Source organism: Colwellia psychrerythraea 34H, assembly GCF_000012325.1.
Taxonomy (GTDB): domain Bacteria; phylum Pseudomonadota; class Gammaproteobacteria; order Enterobacterales; family Alteromonadaceae; genus Colwellia; species Colwellia psychrerythraea_A.
Map to the genome: position 1 here is coordinate 17,736 of NC_003910.7, position 16,677 is coordinate 34,412.

Consider the following 16,677-nt stretch of genomic DNA (forward strand, 5'->3'; position numbering starts at 1 on the left):
TCAAAATATTAAAAGCGTAAATTACCATTTATAACTAAGGGCTACCCAGCCTTGGGTATCTGAACTTTCATTCTCTGGATTAACTTGTGCGATACCATAATTAATGGCTACGTTGGTTATCCCAGTAAAACCAAAGTCATTGTTGAGTGAGCCTTTAACACCGTAACTATCGATAATATCTCGCTCAGTCATTTCATGGCGAGTATAAAATACTTCCACAATACCTAAGGGCATATATGCTTGATAAGCTTGATAGTCATTACCCAGTTGACGATAAAAGGCCAATTCAGGTGCAAGTTGTTTATTGATGTGCGCTTTTTCTTGGATTAGCGTTGAAGAATAGCCACCCAAACTGAGGATATCGCCAGCATCTTCTGAGCGTTGTGCCCAAAGGTACTTAAAACCTAGAGTAAAGCCCTGTATATGAGCATTCAAGCTAGCTAGGCCATTGCTACCGGTATAACTACCATCATTACCATTAATTTCTGCTTGATCATCTTGAGCCGAAATTAATTGGGCATTTATTGCTTGTGAAATACCCCAGCTTTGTTGGTCGTGTGACCAACTTTGTTCAATACCTAGAGAAAAAGATAAGCTAGAAAAATCCACATGCTGGCTATTCTCATATTGTGATGCTTGCATTTGTGCAAATATATCAACAGCGAGTGTCTCTATGCTATAGGGATAGCGAGCTTCAAGTAACAGCCCTTTTTCTGTTGTTTTACCTAAGTTTAACGCATCACTATCCTGTTTATCTGTTTTCAAGTCAAAGACATAACCGTGAGCCAGTAATTTTACCGGCCAGCCTTGCCAGCGAATTGCCCCTGATGCGCCAGAGATAATGCTACTGAAAATATCTTGGCTAGCATTGACTTGCCAATCAAAACGAGAAAGTACATCACCTGATTTATAACCGACTTCTAACATACTGCTACTGGCGGAATAAATACTTTCAGCGATCGTTATTGTCCCTTGTTGAGGGCCAATGCCATAGGCTGATTGTTCGCCAATACTCTCATCAACAGCGATAGTCGCCTCAGACAGTTTTAAACTGTCAGCTAAGTTAACCGTCATTGCCGAAGATGTGGTGGTGTTTGTAATTATTTGGTTATTGGCTTTGTTCAAGTCAAGCTGATAAACATCAGGCCCTTGGGCATTAATGGCTAAATGAAGGAGTTCATTATCTCCGTTAACCATAGGCCAAGTTATGACTTGTTCTCCTGAGGTCACAGTCGACAAAACTTTATTTAAAAAATCATACTTGTATAAGCGCGTTGCACTATCTAAACCGGCAACAAAATACAGTGATTGACCATCTTTAGACCATTCAGGGAAAGAAAGGAATTGATAGTTTTCGGGTAAGGGTATTATTTGCTCTTGTTCATCTTCAAATTGGCGAACTTTTAATTGCCATTTATTATTCAAACTTGAGCTAACATAAGCAAAACTATCTGAAGTGGAGCCATCAAGTGTTGGGCGAAGTCGCGGAAAATCATAAACTTGCTCAAGGCTTGGTGGTGTTAGTTCTGCAATTATTTCACCTAAAGATTCAGCCGCCAAACTTACTTTAACTAACTGTGAGTTACCAACACGGCTGCGCTCAGCAATAATAAATTGTCCATCGTTACTAATATCAAAGCGACGGATATTTGCGCTGGTTGTCAGTTGTTTTATCGTGTTTGTCGGTAAGTGCCAAGAAAAGAGATCTTGATGATAACTGTTTTTCTTCGTTAAGCTACTGGCTCCATAGATAAGGGTATCTTTATTAAGCCAACGTGGGTTCTTTATACCGCGGTTGTTTCTTTGATTTAAGGTATAAGCGACTTCACGTTTAAAAACACTGGGCGCTTTATCAGCAATATCTTGCGGATCATCTGCTAATAACTCTTTGGATCTTTTGGTAAACTCTTCAATGCTTTTTGTGTTTTCACCTGTTTTATAAATATTTAACTTGGTGGTATTACCTTCTTCTGTTCGTTGGGTTTCTACAATAGCAAGGTAATCACCCTGCGGACTTAAACTCGGGTCACTAGTGTAACCGGATAAATCTAACCATAATTTTGAACGATTATCCTCATTACTTTGCGCCGTAAGCTTAATTTCATGTTGCATGGCTTTGTAGGTATATTCAGCAACAAAACGTTGATAAAGGTTTTTCGCTGTATCTGGGAATACTCCTTTGAACGACTTTTCAAAGTCACGTTGTTCAACAGCAGACCAACGAGTCCAAACCGCATCAAGGGTTTCTTCACCGTAGTTCTCTTCTAACCACTTTAAATAGCGTACACCAACGAGATAAGCCATTGAGCCAGACATGAAACTATCATCGCCTGAATTTAGTTGCTTATAACTAGGTAAAGCACCTTGTCGAGCAAATTTCTGGATTATGGCTTCCACCTGATTATTAAATAATCGGCCGCGACCGGTCAGCTTAGACTCTAACAACGTGGCATAACCTTCACTTACCCAACGTTCACCATTAATTTGTGAAGCATCATAAAAATCATACCAATTGGCTACGTTATTACGCCAATTACTGCGGCTCTTTTGGGCTAAATGAACCAGATGGACATACTCATGCAGTACTAATAGTTGTTGCCAACCCGTAGAGTTAGCAATAATAGTGTCTGATTGTGGAGGGGTTGCAAAGAAAGCCATGTAAGGTCGGTGACTTAGCGGGAAGGCAAAACCATTGGCGGCATTGTAGGGGTCAACGATATAAGCATCGACCTTTTCTGTGATAACGCGACCTTGTTGATCTTTAATGAGTTGGCGAACAACTTCCATTTCCCTTGCACTTGATAAAGCCCACTGACGGTATTCTGGGGTGAAATGTACACGAAAGTTTTCAGTTTCAAAAGTTTGCCAATTTTTAGTATTATCAACAAGTTCTGCTTGACTACTAAAAGCTATACTACTGAGTGCTAGCGTGATGGCCGTGAGTACTTTAGATACTTTCATAAAAATCCTTGTAAATTGTGGGCTTAATCTAATACCAATTACACAAATTAATTGCCCATCTTCAAATGGTCTACATCTACACTTTCTGCGTCGCGCTCAATCCCAATAGCCAGCTATTGCTCAATCACGCGCCTTGAACTTGAAGATTTATCCTCATTGAATTTTGAGCTCTAAATTAATGTAAATGGTCTAATATGTTTCAACGAGTGAAAATAATAAGTATTTTATTATGTCAACAAGGGGATTATTACAGCTAATCACTTGTAGGATAAGTGATTAGCTGTAAATATTTATGTCAGAGGAGGGAGATAGTTATACCAATTTTATTAAATTATGACTCTCTTGTGCTGGATAAAGTACCCTTAGAAGTAAATAGCACTCACTTGGAAAAGCTTTTCGATATCAGAGATGTAGCGTTTATTAACTAAAAATAAAATAACGTGGTCTTCTTCGTGAATTAAGGTGTTTGAGTGGGCAATCAATACTTCATGACCACGGACAACAGCACCAATAGTAGCACCAGGCGGTAATTTGATATTTTTGATTGCACGACCAACCACTTTAGATGATTTTTCATCACCTTTGGCAACAATTTCAATGGCTTCAGCTGCGCCGCCACGTAAGCTATAAACATTATCGATAGCACCACGTCTAACATGTGTTAATAGGGCTGATATAGTGGCTTGCTGTGGCGATATGGCAATATCAATAGTACTGCCGTGTACTAAATCAATATAGGCATCTCGTTGGATAAGTACCATAGTTTTACGGACGCCAAGCTTTTTAGCAAGCAGTGACGACATGATATTAGCTTCATCATCATTGGTTACTGCGATAAAAATATCAAATTGATCAATGTTTTCTTCAGTGAGTAATTCCTGATCGGAAGAGTCACCAGCGAAAACTAAGGTGTCATTGAGCTCAGACGTTAATTGCTCAGCACGTTTTGGTGAACGTTCAATCAATTTTACTTGATGATTTTTTTCTAAAATTCGAGCTAAACCAGCACCAATATTACCGCCACCGGCAATCATTATACGTTTATAAGCTGATTCGAGTTTTTGTAACTCATTCATCACCGCGCGTATATGTATACTCGCAGCAATAAAAAACACTTCATCGTCTGCTTCAATTACTGTGGTACCAAGAGGGCGTATTGGTTTACCGTTTCGGTATATGGCAGCTACACGCGTATCGACATTAGGTATATGATCTCTCAATGTTGAAAGCGCGTGGCCAACGAGTAAACCGCCGTAATAAGCTTTTACTGCTACTAGGCTTACTTTTCCATTCGCAAACTCTAATACTTGCAGTGCGCCAGGGTAATCAATTAGACGCGCAATATCTCGCGTTACTAATTCTTCGGGAGCGATAATATGATCAACAGGAATGTGTTTTTTATGAAAAAGTTGCTCAGAATACTTTAATATTTGATTCGAACGAATACGGGCAATCTTTTTCGGTGTATTAAACAATGAAGAACATATTTGGCAGGTGATCATATTGGTAGCGTCATCACTGGTTACCGCAATAACCATATCAGCATCTTCAGCGCCAGCACTTTTCAAAACATCAGGATGCCCCCCTTGGCCGGTAACGACTTGTAAATCCATTTTATCTTGCAGTTCACGTAGCTTTTCACCATCTACGTCTACTACCGAAATGTCATTGTTTTCACCAACAAGGTTTTCAGCTAACGTACCGCCAACCTGTCCTGCACCCACTATGATTATTTTCATGCGTTACTTTTCTGCTTGTGTTATTTGTATTATTTGAGTTTTAATAATTTGGCGTAATAAAAGCCGTCCATGTTTTCAGCATCAGGTAATAATTGCCAGCCAATTGCATTTTTATCAGTCTCAGGAGTATTACCGTTAATGGCAATTAGTTGTGCGTCCTGATTTTGTTCAATAAAGCGAGATATTTGCAGACTATTTTCTTCAGGCAAAACACTACAAGTTGCGTAAAGTAAGGTACCGCCTGGTTTGAGTAATGACCAGATATTGTCAAGAATCTGCTGCTGCAAGACCACTAACTTATCAATATCATCAGCTTTACGTAACCACTTTATATCTGGGTGACGACGAATTACGCCAGTTCCAGAGCAGGGCGCATCAAGTAATATGCGATCAAATTGTTCACCAGACCACCAATTTTGAGTCGCTGCATCTGCAGTAATTACGTTAGCCGTTAGGTTTAAGCGATCTAAATTTTCATGAACTCGAGTGAGGCGGCCTTCTTCAATATCAATTGCTGTCATTGAGGCAATATCAGGCGTTTGTTCAATGATATGACAAGTTTTACCACCCGGTGCTGCACAACAATCCAATACAATATCATTGGGTTGGCAATCTAATAAGCGTGCCGCTTGCTGTGCTGCGCCATCTTGTATTGAAACCCAACCATCATCAAAGCCCGGTAATTTTGCGACATCGAGTGGTTTAGCAAGTTCAATTGCTTGGGAGTTTGGCTCAACGTGAGCAATTTCAATTTCCGCTTCCTCAAGTAACGCTTGGTATTGTTCACTAGTGTGGTGTTGTTGATTGACACGTAACCACATCGGAGGCTTTTGCTGATTTGCATCGAGTATCGCTTGCCACTGATCTGAGTAGGCTTGTTGTATTTTTTTAATAAACCAACCAGGGTGATTGTACTTTATTGGATCAGGTATCTTTTTATCTGTTTTGTTTACTTGTTTATTTTCTGCTTCTAATGCACGTAAAAAACCTCTAAGCACGGCATTAACCAATCCTTTCATATGGTCATTTTTTAACGTTTTTGTTGCTGCTACCGTTTCACTCACCGCTGCGTGGTCAGGTATACGCATATATCTTATTTGATAAACCCCCACTAAAAGTAAAAAATGAAAGACTCTCTGTTTGCCCTTTATTGGCTTTTGTACCAATTGACTCACATCATTTTCTAATTCTGGTAAGTACCGCAACACACCGTAGCAAATTTCTTGCAGTAAACCTTTATCTTTACCTATCAACTTATCTTGTTGTTTGGGTAGTTCATCACTTAAGCTTCGCCCTTGATCTATAACGGCGTAACAACATTTTGCTGCAAGAGCTCTAATATTAATTATCATTGTTTCTCTTAACCAAGCTTGTTAATAGTGCTGCCAACAACGAACCAATCGCTGCGACCATTTAGGATGTCTTTTACGGCTAATGCTTTTTTCCCTGGAAGTTGAATGACTTCTAGTCGTAACGAACCACTGGTTGTTGCTACTTCTATCCCTTCTTTGTCTGCCTTTATTATCGTGCCTGGATCAGCATTGCCTCGATATTCTTGCACGGATGCTTGCCATATGCGTAACCTATGCTGCTTACCTTCAGATTCTGTAAAGGTAAATTGAGCAACTGGCCAAGGAATATAAGCACGAATTTTTCGATGTAGTTCATCAGCACTGAATTGCCAGTTAAGCTCTGCTTCAGTTTTATCAAGTTTCTTGGCATAAGTCGCTAATTCATCATCTTGAGCGATATTATGATTACTGGCTTGATAATCAGGTTCAGCCATAATAGTTAATGTATTAACTAAGGCAGTTGGCCCTAAGTTGGCAAGTTTTTCATAAAGACTTGCACTGGTATCTGTATTTTCTATTTCGCACTCAGCGGATAGAATCATGTCTCCCGTGTCTAACCCTTTATCCATTTGCATAATGGTGACACCGGTTTTCTTATCTCCAGCTTCAAGAGAACGTTGAATAGGTGCTGCACCACGCCATTTTGGTAGAATTGAGCCATGTACGTTAATGCAGCCTAAACGTGGAGAGTTTAAAATGACTTCAGGTAATAGCAGACCATAAGCAACAACAACCATGATATCAGCGTTATATTTCGCTAATTGTTGTTGGTCTTCCTCATTTTTAAAGTTAATAGGTTGCTCAACAATAATGTCGTGCTCTATTGCGAGTAACTTTGTTGCACAAGCTGTTAGTTTTTTACCGCGGCCAGCTGGTTTATCAGGGGGACAATAAACGGCGACAATATTATGTTCAGAATTAATTAACGCTGCTAAATGTTGGGCAGCGAATTCAGGAGTACCTGCAAAAATGATATTTAGTGGAGTAACCAAAGTAATTCCTATTATTGTAAGTAAGTAAGTACTTACTTGTTGTTTTTGTCAGTCTTTGCTTCTTTCTCAAGCTTTTTTTGAATGCGCTGACGCTTTAGCGGGGATAGGTAATCAACAAATAAAACACCTTTTAAGTGATCAAGTTCATGTTGTATACAAATGCTTTGTAATTCCGTAGCGTTTAAAGAGAATTCTTTACCGTGTCGATCAAGTGCTTTTACAGTACATGCATCATGACGGTCTACTTTGGCATAAGTACCAGGCACGGATAAACAACCTTCTTCATTGATCGATGTTTCATTACTAGTAGCAATAATTTCGGGATTGATAAAGATGATGGGTTGGTCATTATCTTCAGAAGTATCCATGACAACAATGCGCTGATGAATATCTACTTGAGTAGCGGCAAGACCTACGCCATTTTCTTCGTACATAGTTGCCAGCATATCGTCTATAATTGTAGCCGTAGCGTCAGTTATATCAGTAACGGGCTGCGCTTTTGTTCTCAAACGCGGATCAGGAAAACGTAAAATAGTTAAAATAGTCATATTTTATTAAAAGAATTAGCGATAATTAATCTAGAATGTTATGTTTTAATTATATACTCAAGTAACTGTAACTGAAACCTGCATTTTTAAGTCACTTGATATAACTAATAATTATAGTGCGTTACAGCAGTGTGCACTAAAAGGAACGAGCTCCATGCTTAAAGAAATAATACTATCACTATCTTTACTATCGTGTTCATTGGTAGCCCTTGCCGATCAGATAACACTTAATGATGACGCACCTAAGACACATGTAGTAGTGAAAGGTGATACCTTATGGGATATTTCAGCACTGTTTCTTGAGCAACCTTGGTTATGGCCGAAGCTTTGGCGTTTAAATCCAGAAATCAATAATCCGCATTTAATTTATCCCGGTGATGTTTTAAAACTTGTTTTTGATGAAAATGGTGAGCCTATGCTGGTGGTAGAACCGGTAAAACCAAGCTATAAATGGTCGCCAAAAATACGTCAAGAGAAGAAAAAAGACTCTGCAATTACTTTGTTACCGCTAGAAGTTATTGCTCCTTTTGTTAGATATGACCATCTATTTACCGAAGATGAGCTAGAACAGCTACCACACATTATAGGTAGTGATGAAGGCTACAGAATGACAACGAAAGACTTTAAAGTTTACGTGAATAAGGATCTCGAGGTCGCACAAAGTTATGCAATCTATGATAAAGGTGAAGAGATTTTTGATCCTGAAACAGATGATTCGTTAGGTTTTTATGTCAATTTGGTAGGAACTGGGCAAGTAACAAAACGTGGTGATATAGAAAATGATGTGCCTTCTACTATGAGTGTTGGCTCGGTAAAAAGAGAAATTCATTCAGGAGACTATGTAGTACCTGTTAATGAAGGACAATTGTTACCCGCTATTTTTTCTATGAAAGCAGCTAATAAATCACTTCGTGGCTCTATTGTTAAAGCCACTAGCAATGGTCGTGAGTTTGCCAAGCTTGAAGTTGTTATGATTAACCGCGGCATAGATCATGATGTGACCGTTGGTGATGTTATGGCGATAAAACGCACCAGCCCTGCCGTGGTAGATACTGGGAGTGGTCCTGCTTATAGTGTAGAGTCTTCACGTTGGAATAAAATTACGGGTAGTGATTATAAGATGCCAGAAGAGCAATTAGGTGAACTAATGATTTTTAAAGTTTACCAAAAAGCGAGTATGGCCCTTATTCTACATACAGAGAAGCCAGCAAGAATAAATGATTTGATTACCGCGCCATAATAACTAACTGTTAAAAAGTTTATTTTCCCTCCTTATAAGAGGGAAAATAAAGGTATGACTTGTTCTTAAGGAGAAGACAAGTAATGATTAATAACAGTAAAAGTAATATTGAATACTGGTTAGCTTTAAAGTTTGTTCCTCGATTAGCCATTCACAAAAAAATAGCGCTTGTTGAGACCTTTGGTTTGATAGCGTTGTTTTCGTTAGACAATAAACCCTCAGTACTTAGCTCAGCTAATAACTTAAGTGTGAAACAACTTCACGCTTTTCATCAGCCTGATTGGCAAACAATAACTCATATTATCCATGCAAGTGCTGCATGTAATAGTGCCATCATTTGCTATGACGATACTTATTACCCTCAATTGCTCAAACAAATCTATGATCCACCCTTAGTGATATTTATGCAGGGCAATCCATTATTACTTAATGCTCCGCAGGTGGCCGTAGTTGGAAGTAGAGCTGCTAGCGTAGGAGGTAGAGATACCGCATTCAAAATATGCCAACAACTTGCGCAGCATAATTTTATTATTACAAGTGGGTTAGCCCTTGGTATCGATGCTGCAGCGCATAGAGGTGCCCTTAGTGAGCCTGCTAGCACAATCGCGGTAGTTGCTACGGGTTTAGATCAGGTATACCCAGCCAGACATCATTCTTTGGCGCAGAAAATTATAGATTCAAGCGGCGCCATCATTAGTGAATTTGTACCTGGAACGCAAGCTAGGGCGGGGCATTTTCCAAAAAGAAATCGCCTTATTAGTGGTTTAAGTTTGGGGGTTTTAGTCGTTGAAGCTGAATTAAAAAGTGGCTCTTTGATAACAGCTCGTTGTGCACTAGAGCAAAATAGAGACGTTTTTGCTATACCTAGCTCTATTGAAAATAAACAAGCAAAAGGCTGTCACTGGTTAATTAAACAAGGCGCTAAACTTGTAGAACAATGTGCCGATATAATAGATGAGTTCGCTTTTGCAGATAAACCTAGTCTACACTTAAAGAGTGAGTTGAAGCCTTTGAAGTCAGCTACACATAGTACTCACAAAGGAGGCGATGAAATAAATCAAAAAGTCTTGTGTAACGATGCGTTGTTGGATAGTGTGGGATTTGAAATTACTCCCGTAGATAAAGTAGTTTTACGGAGCGAACTTCCCGTAGAGGAAGTGTTAACTAGATTAACAATGCTGGAGCTAAATGGTCTGGTATCTGCGGTACCTGGTGGCTATATTAGAACGCAATAAAGTATATAAGGGGCTAATTATGTTTGATATTTTAATGTATCTTTTTGAAACGTATATCCAAAATGAATCAGAAGCCATGGTGGATCATGAGTTGTTAACAGATGAGTTAACAAGAGCGGGCTTTCATCAGGATGAAATATACAAAGCATTAAATTGGCTAGAAAAACTTACCGCATTACAAGACACTGACGCTTACCCATATCTTACGCGCGTAGGCAGTAAGTCTGTACGGATTTATACTAGCGAAGAAATGCAGTTGCTTGATACACCAAGCCGTGGTTTTATCTTGTTTTTAGAGCAAGTAAATGTACTTGATTTTACTACTCGCGAAATGGTTATTGACCGAGTCATGGAACTTGATACCAAGTACTTCTCTATGGATGATTTAAAGTGGGTAATTCTGATGGTGCTATTTAATGTACCAGGTAAAGAGTCAGCTTATTCTCAACTAGAAGACTTGATATTCGAAGAACAAGAAGGCCCTCTTCACTAATAACGTGAATAAAGCTGGCTAACTATCTAGTATATTTAGCCAGCAGTCACCGATCGTATTGTTCAGAAATTTTTTGTGGCATAATAGCGCTACACTTGTTTTGAACGCAATTTTCAATAATGTCTGAATCTGAAAAACCACTCTTTACTCAACACGAACATGCTTTAGAGAAAGAATATCAAGTGTGTCCTGATTGTGGATCAGAGTTGACCATGAAGCATGGTAAGTCTGGGACTTTTTTAGGTTGTGTTAATTACCCTAATTGTCAATATACACGAGCAGTAGTAGAGCATGAACGTGTTGAAGATAAAATATTATCGGGTAGCGAGTGTCCATTATGCTCCCATGTATTAGCGGTTAAGCAAGGTCGTTATGGCATGTTTATTGGCTGTAGTAACTTTCCACAATGCCATCATATTGAACATGAAGCGCAGGAGATAATACAGGACGTGGTATGTCCAAGTTGCAAACGTGGTTCATTGCAAGAAAAAACAAGTCGCTTTGGCAAGAAATTTTACTCCTGTGATGCTTATCCAAAGTGTAAATTTGTCGTTAATCATGAGCCAGTAGAAGGGCGATGTGAAAAGTGCCAATTTCCTTTGTTGCTAAAAAGAAATATGGCTGCTGGAATTAAATATCAGTGTGCAGATAAAAAATGTTCTCATATGCAAAAAATATGATAAATATCCGCAATGCTACTCATAAAAAAAGACGCTAAATAGCGTCTTTTTTAATAACTAATTAAATGAACGTATTTATTAGCTTTGTTTATCTAAATAGTTTTTTGCGAAGTCATTAAGATCAGGAAATGCTTCTTTGCAAAGGATATCAGCTAGATGTTGTAAACGTTGAGCAAGCTGTAATTCACTTTCACCGCTAACATTTATATGACCCATTTTACGCCCTACACGTTTACCTTTGTTATACCAATGAATAGTTGCGCTAGGTATAGCAAGCACCTCATTAGAAACAGTATCTTCACCAATAATGTTGACCATTGCTGTTGGACGAATAAGTGCTGTACTACCTAAAGGCAAATCACAGATGGCCCTTAAGTGGTTTTCAAACTGACAGGTGTCAGCACCTTGTTGAGTCCAATGTCCAGAGTTATGAACCCTTGGTGCAATTTCATTGACTAAGAGTTGGTCGCCAACTTGGAAAAACTCAATAGCCATAACACCAACATAATCGAGTTCATCTGATAAGGCCTTAAATACGGTACTGGCTTGTTGCTGTAATTGTTCATTAACAGGAGCAGCGACTGAGACACTTAAAATACCATTAGTATGATGATTTTCAGTTAAAGGATACACGGCAACGTCTCCATTAACGCGACGAACACCAACAAGCGATACTTCGCGATCAAAAGGCACCATTTGTTCAGCAACAATTCCTTGCTTAACAGTGGTTTTTGAAGCCGCAAGAAAGTTTGCCATATCTTGCCAGATTACTTCAGCATCAGCCGCTGACTTTAATCGCCATTGCCCTTTTCCATCATACCCCTCAAGTGCAGTCTTAAAGATAATAGGTAAAGATAAGTGCTCAATTGCTTTATCAAAATCTATTTTAGCGTTAACAAAGTAATGTTTGGCATTAGCGGCATTACAAGATTCAAGCAATGCTTTCTCTAACCGTCTATCGCCACCAATTTTAATAGCGTTACTTGTCGGGTATAACTTCCCTGATTGCTCACACTCAGCAAGTATGTCATGGGCAATATGCTCAAATTCGGCGGTAATTACATCAGCATTTTTAATGCCTGCTTCTAAATCGCCATAAATATTTTCAGGTGAAAGTGGTTGTACAACCTTATTACTTGATACATCTAGTGCTTTAATATCTAAGTTTAAAGGTGTGCCTGCTAACTCCATCATTCGAGCTAATTGACCTGCGCCAAGTATGAGAATTTTATTCATGAGGGTTTTTATTCTGCCGGGTTTGGGTTAGCAAGTATGGTTTCTGTCTGCTTTCGACGAAACTCTTCGATATTTTGTTGGATCTCAGTGTTATGAGTGCCAATAATTTGTGCTGCAAGTAAACCTGCGTTGGCAGCACCGGCATTGCCGATGGCCAATGTACCTACTGCAATACCTTTTGGCATTTGCACAATAGATAATAAAGAATCTTGTCCATTAAGCGCTTTAGATTGCACTGGCACACCTAAAACAGGTAAAGAAGTATAAGCTGCGGCCATACCTGGTAAATGAGCTGCACCACCAGCGCCTGCAATAATTACCTTAATACCTCTATCTTTTGCACTTTCAGCATACTCAGCAAGTAAGTGAGGAGTACGGTGTGCAGAAACTACTTTGGTTTCGTACTGTACACCTAAAGAATCAAGCATTTCTGCTGTATGCTGCATTGTTGGCCAATCTGATTTTGATCCCATGATGATACCGACTGTCATGAATTTATGCCCTTTAAAAAAATAGAATGTTCTTCATATATGAAGAAAGTAAAAATAGAGCTGCAATTATAACCTTGTTTAACGAAATACGGAATATAGAACTTTTCTATCGATAAATTAATCCATCATTAGGCGTTTATGAACAGTGTTTGGTAATATTGCGGTGGAAGTGATTATAAATAGAAGGGTTGTCTGTGAGCGAAAAGAATGTTGTTGAAGCGTTTAAAAATGGTGGAATTATTGCTTATCCAACAGAAGCCGTATTCGGCCTTGGTTGTGACCCTGACAATAAAGAAGCACTCAAGCGATTGTTAAAGTTAAAACAAAGATCTCCTGAAAAGGGACTAATTTTACTTGCAGGTAGTTATTCTCAATTACTGCCTTATATCGATGACAGTAAAATTCCACAAGATAAGCGCTTGACCCTGTTATCAAGGTGGCCTGATGGCATTACTCAACTAGTGCCAAAAAATAATAATATCTCATCACTCTTATCAGGTAGCTTTGACACCATTGCGGTGAGAATCACCAGTCAGCCAGATGTTGTTGCCTTGTGTCAGCAAACGAATAAACCCATAGTTTCGACAAGTGCTAATTTATCTGGACAAGAACCGGCTAAAACATGGCAATCATTAGACCTAGTTTTATCTAAACAAGTAGACTTCATTCTTAAAGGGGTTACTTTAGGTCGAACTTCACCGTCAAAAATTATTGATGCGTTGACGGGGAAAATCATCAGAAACTAAGAAAATGGTTACATGGGATAAATTTGAGCGAATATCGCCGCTAGTCTATTAATAATTAACGTTATTTAATACTATTTTCTTTTTGATTATTATAAGAATTTGATCAAGATCAAAGTATTGCTTAGCTTCATAGTTAGCAGTCAAAACCTTGCGCTAAATCAAATTTTATTAAGGCAACAGGATTATCATACCCTTAATTATTTTAAGGATATATAATCATGAAAAAAACTTTATTAACCATAGCTTTACTATCAAGTCTTTCAACTACAGCTTTTGCAAACCAAGCTGGTGACATCCTCGTTCGTGGTGGTGTTACTATGGTTTCACCTAGTAGTAATGAAGCAACGGTACTTTTAGATGGATCTGCAACACCGTTATCAGTTTCAGTAGACGATAATACCCAGTTTGGTTTAAACCTGGTTTACTTTTTTGATAGTAATTGGGCAATTGAATTATTAGCGGCAACGCCATTTACCCATGATGTGATATTACATGATCCAAAAGGCGCAACGAATGATATTTATGGTATTGATTTAAATGGTGCTACTTTGGCAGAAGTAAGCCATTTACCGCCAACACTAAGCGCGCTCTATTATTTTGATACGGGCACTGCATTTAAACCTTATGTTGGTGTTGGTGTGAACTACACGATATTTTTCGATGAAGACTTTACTTCAACGCCTCAAGCGGCAGGTTTTAGTAATCTAGAACTTGATGGTTCATGGGGTTACTCTGTTCAGCTTGGTCTTGATTATGAGCTAGATAAAAATTGGTCTGTTAATGTTTCAGCTCGTTACATTGATATTAACACCAAAGCTACGTTTAATATCGACAATGCTTTAGGAGTAGATGGCGGCCTAGTTGGCAAAGGTAGTGCAAGCGTTGATGTTGATCCTATGGTTTATTCAGTAATGCTTGGTTACACATTCTAAATTAAGTTAATTACCAACAAAAATAAAAAGCAGTAACTTATTCTAAAGGGTTACTGCTTTTTTGTTTTCATTAACTAATGATTAAGATAGGCTGTAATCATTAGTTAATTTATTGCAATAACCATGACACAACAGACCCCAGATCAATATCGCGTTTTTGGAAACCCCATTGAGCAATCTAAATCTCCAGCTATTCATCATATATTTGCAGATAAGAGTCAACAAAATATCGATTATCAAAAGCAGTTGGTCGATACTAAAGATTTTTCTAATGCTGTTGCAGACTTTATCCGTCACGGCGGTAAAGGCGCAAATGTAACAGCACCTTTCAAAGAGCAGGCGCTTGCCATAGCAGATGAACTCACCGAACGTGCGACACTCGCTGGCGCAGTTAATACACTGACCTTTAAAAATGGCAAGATATTCGGTGATAACACCGATGGTGAAGGTTTAGTTCAAGATCTAATTACTAACAAAGTCATTTTAAATGAAAGTAGAGTATTACTATTGGGTGCTGGCGGAGCGGCAAGAGGTGTTTTACTTCCTTTACTTGCACAAAATCCTCGCTCTATTGTCATTGCTAATAGAACGGCAAGTAAAGCTGCAACATTATGTCAGCATTTCTCTGATATTCGCCTTAGTGCCTCTGGTTACCAAGATCTCGAACAACAACATTTCGATGTCATTATAAATGCGACATCTGCCAGCTTATCAGGAAATTTACCGCCAATTCCAACATCACTACTAAGTCAGAATGTAGTTTGTTATGACATGGTATACGGAAAGGATGAAACACCGTTTCTTAAATGGGCAAAAGAACATGGGGCAATGAAAGTAATTGATGGCTTAGGTATGTTAGTAGGGCAAGCGGCCGTTAGCTTTGAAGTTTGGCGAGGAGTAACTCCAGAAGTTCAGCCAGTGATTGATAAATTAAGAGCTTCTTTAAAATAAAGAGAGAAATCTGTATGAATCAAGCCATTCTGTTTAATGATGATTTAGCCTTTGATAAAGAGCAAGATGCTTGGTGCTTTACTGTATTGTTATCAGCTCAAGTTATTAGTATTTACTTTCACTCAATGCAACTAAAGAAATTGGAAGAGATAGACAACTGTACTAAATTTGATCTAGAAGAAATTGTTGAACTCTGGCTCGAAAAAAATGAGCCAGAGGGAAATACTATTCACATACAAATGCGTTAATTATTTAAGTACTCATTTTTTAACTCTACATAATTTATGGCTGACTGCTTAAGAAAGGCTGCTTCACTTTCTTTTAGAGGTCTAGCTTGTTTTACCGGATTTCCGACATACAAATAACCGCTAAGCAGTGTTTTATTCGGAGGCACTAAACTGCCAGCGCCAATAAAGACATCATCCTCGATAACAGCGCCGTCCATAATTATCGCTCCCATACCAACGAGTATTCGATCACCAAGCTGACAGCCGTGTAACATACACTTATGTCCAACTGTCACATCACTGCCAATAATTAAAGGATTACCCTGCGGGTTTTCAGAACTTTTCCGCGTCACATGCAAAACAGTACCGTCTTGTATATTCGTTCGAGCACCTATAGTAATAGTGTTTACATCACCACGAGCGGCAACAAGCGGCCAAATACTGACATCATCAGATAAAGTAATATCTCCAACGAGAATAGCTGATTTATCAATGTAATTATCTGATCCGATAGAAGGGAGAATACCTTTATAAGGACGTATGTTAGTTGTACTCATTTAGCACCTATTGCAATGCTGCAATTTAATTGAATGGCAAGTAGTAATAAAAATAACATAGCTAGCTAATAAAACCAGTATTCAAAGGTCTTAGTAACTAAAAAACTTATAAAGATAAAACTAAGTAATTGAAATGAGATTATTTAATATGAGCAAGTATTGAACGTATTGAGGTAAACAAAGACAAGGGCTGTATGAAAGTTAAGCGAAGTCATTTTTATTGGAATTTTAACTAAAAAAGGGTTGACCTAGTTATAAAATTCTTTACAATGCGCTCCAGTTCCAAGGGGTTCACGC

The 16,677-nt window shown here is 38.5% G+C and carries 16 protein-coding genes; 8 read left to right on the plus strand and 8 right to left on the minus strand.

Annotation, left to right across the window (positions count from 1 at the left end):
- Positions 1–21 precede the first annotated feature (21 nt).
- The 5 genes from CPS_RS00075 to def all read right to left on the minus strand — a co-directional run bounded on the left by CPS_RS00075 (position 22) and on the right by def (position 7,592).
- Entirely contained in the window at positions 22–2,961 is a 2,940-nt protein-coding gene (locus tag CPS_RS00075) for a TolB family protein (RefSeq protein WP_011040906.1), read from the minus strand.
- Between the two features lie 362 nt (positions 2,962–3,323).
- Complete coding sequence (gene trkA, locus CPS_RS00080; protein ID WP_011040907.1) at positions 3,324–4,700, minus strand: Trk system potassium transporter TrkA; 1,377 nt, start codon at positions 4,698–4,700, stop codon at positions 3,324–3,326.
- Between the two features lie 29 nt (positions 4,701–4,729).
- Positions 4,730–6,052 carry a 16S rRNA (cytosine(967)-C(5))-methyltransferase RsmB gene (rsmB, locus tag CPS_RS00085; protein ID WP_011040908.1) on the minus strand — a complete coding sequence of 441 codons (1,323 nt, stop codon included), beginning with the start codon at positions 6,050–6,052 and terminating at the stop codon, positions 4,730–4,732.
- Between the two features lie 8 nt (positions 6,053–6,060).
- Positions 6,061–7,044, minus strand: coding sequence for a methionyl-tRNA formyltransferase (gene fmt, locus CPS_RS00090; protein WP_011040909.1), 984 nt, complete (start codon positions 7,042–7,044; stop codon positions 6,061–6,063).
- A 32-nt stretch (positions 7,045–7,076) separates the two neighbouring features.
- A complete protein-coding gene (gene def, locus CPS_RS00095) occupies positions 7,077–7,592 on the minus strand; it encodes a peptide deformylase (protein WP_011040910.1) in 516 nt (171 codons plus the stop codon).
- A 154-nt stretch (positions 7,593–7,746) separates the two neighbouring features.
- On the opposite strand from def, the gene CPS_RS00100 reads away from it, so the two are divergent.
- From CPS_RS00100 to CPS_RS00115, 4 genes are all read left to right on the plus strand, one after another.
- Positions 7,747–8,832, plus strand: a complete 1,086-nt coding sequence (locus tag CPS_RS00100) for a LysM peptidoglycan-binding domain-containing protein (protein ID WP_011040911.1) — start codon at positions 7,747–7,749, stop codon at positions 8,830–8,832.
- Positions 8,833–8,915: 83 nt separating this feature from the next.
- The gene (gene dprA, locus CPS_RS00105) at positions 8,916–10,067 is read left to right on the plus strand and encodes a DNA-processing protein DprA (protein WP_011040912.1); all 1,152 of its coding nucleotides are present in this window, start codon (positions 8,916–8,918) and stop codon (positions 10,065–10,067) included.
- Between the two features lie 19 nt (positions 10,068–10,086).
- The gene (locus tag CPS_RS00110) at positions 10,087–10,560 is read left to right on the plus strand and encodes a DUF494 family protein (protein WP_011040913.1); all 474 of its coding nucleotides are present in this window, start codon (positions 10,087–10,089) and stop codon (positions 10,558–10,560) included.
- 119 nt (positions 10,561–10,679) lie between these two features.
- The gene (locus CPS_RS00115; RefSeq protein ID WP_011040914.1) at positions 10,680–11,240 is read left to right on the plus strand and encodes a DNA topoisomerase family protein; all 561 of its coding nucleotides are present in this window, start codon (positions 10,680–10,682) and stop codon (positions 11,238–11,240) included.
- A gap of 78 nt (positions 11,241–11,318) precedes the next feature.
- On the opposite strand, the gene CPS_RS00120 is transcribed toward CPS_RS00115, so the two are convergent.
- Positions 11,319–12,476, minus strand: a complete 1,158-nt coding sequence (locus CPS_RS00120) for a 5-(carboxyamino)imidazole ribonucleotide synthase (RefSeq protein ID WP_011040915.1) — start codon at positions 12,474–12,476, stop codon at positions 11,319–11,321.
- Between the two features lie 8 nt (positions 12,477–12,484).
- Positions 12,485–12,967, minus strand: coding sequence for a 5-(carboxyamino)imidazole ribonucleotide mutase (gene purE, locus CPS_RS00125; RefSeq protein WP_011040916.1), 483 nt, complete (start codon positions 12,965–12,967; stop codon positions 12,485–12,487).
- Positions 12,968–13,161: 194 nt separating this feature from the next.
- On the opposite strand from purE, the gene CPS_RS00130 reads away from it, so the two are divergent.
- From CPS_RS00130 to CPS_RS00145, 4 genes are all read left to right on the plus strand, one after another.
- Complete coding sequence (locus tag CPS_RS00130) at positions 13,162–13,713, plus strand: L-threonylcarbamoyladenylate synthase (protein WP_011040917.1); 552 nt, start codon at positions 13,162–13,164, stop codon at positions 13,711–13,713.
- A 218-nt stretch (positions 13,714–13,931) separates the two neighbouring features.
- On the plus strand, positions 13,932–14,645 hold the full coding sequence (locus tag CPS_RS00135; protein WP_011040919.1) for an OmpW/AlkL family protein: 714 nt from the start codon (positions 13,932–13,934) through the stop codon (positions 14,643–14,645).
- A gap of 123 nt (positions 14,646–14,768) precedes the next feature.
- Entirely contained in the window at positions 14,769–15,596 is an 828-nt protein-coding gene (gene aroE, locus CPS_RS00140) for a shikimate dehydrogenase (RefSeq protein ID WP_011040920.1), read from the plus strand.
- A gap of 14 nt (positions 15,597–15,610) precedes the next feature.
- Positions 15,611–15,844 (plus strand): hypothetical protein, encoded by a 234-nt coding sequence (locus CPS_RS00145; protein ID WP_011040921.1) that lies wholly within the window; start codon positions 15,611–15,613, stop codon positions 15,842–15,844.
- Here the strand turns inward: CPS_RS00145 and CPS_RS00150 are convergent.
- Entirely contained in the window at positions 15,841–16,380 is a 540-nt protein-coding gene (locus tag CPS_RS00150) for a gamma carbonic anhydrase family protein (protein WP_011040922.1), read from the minus strand. The genes CPS_RS00145 and CPS_RS00150 overlap by 4 nt on opposite strands.
- Positions 16,381–16,677: the final 297 nt, after the last annotated feature.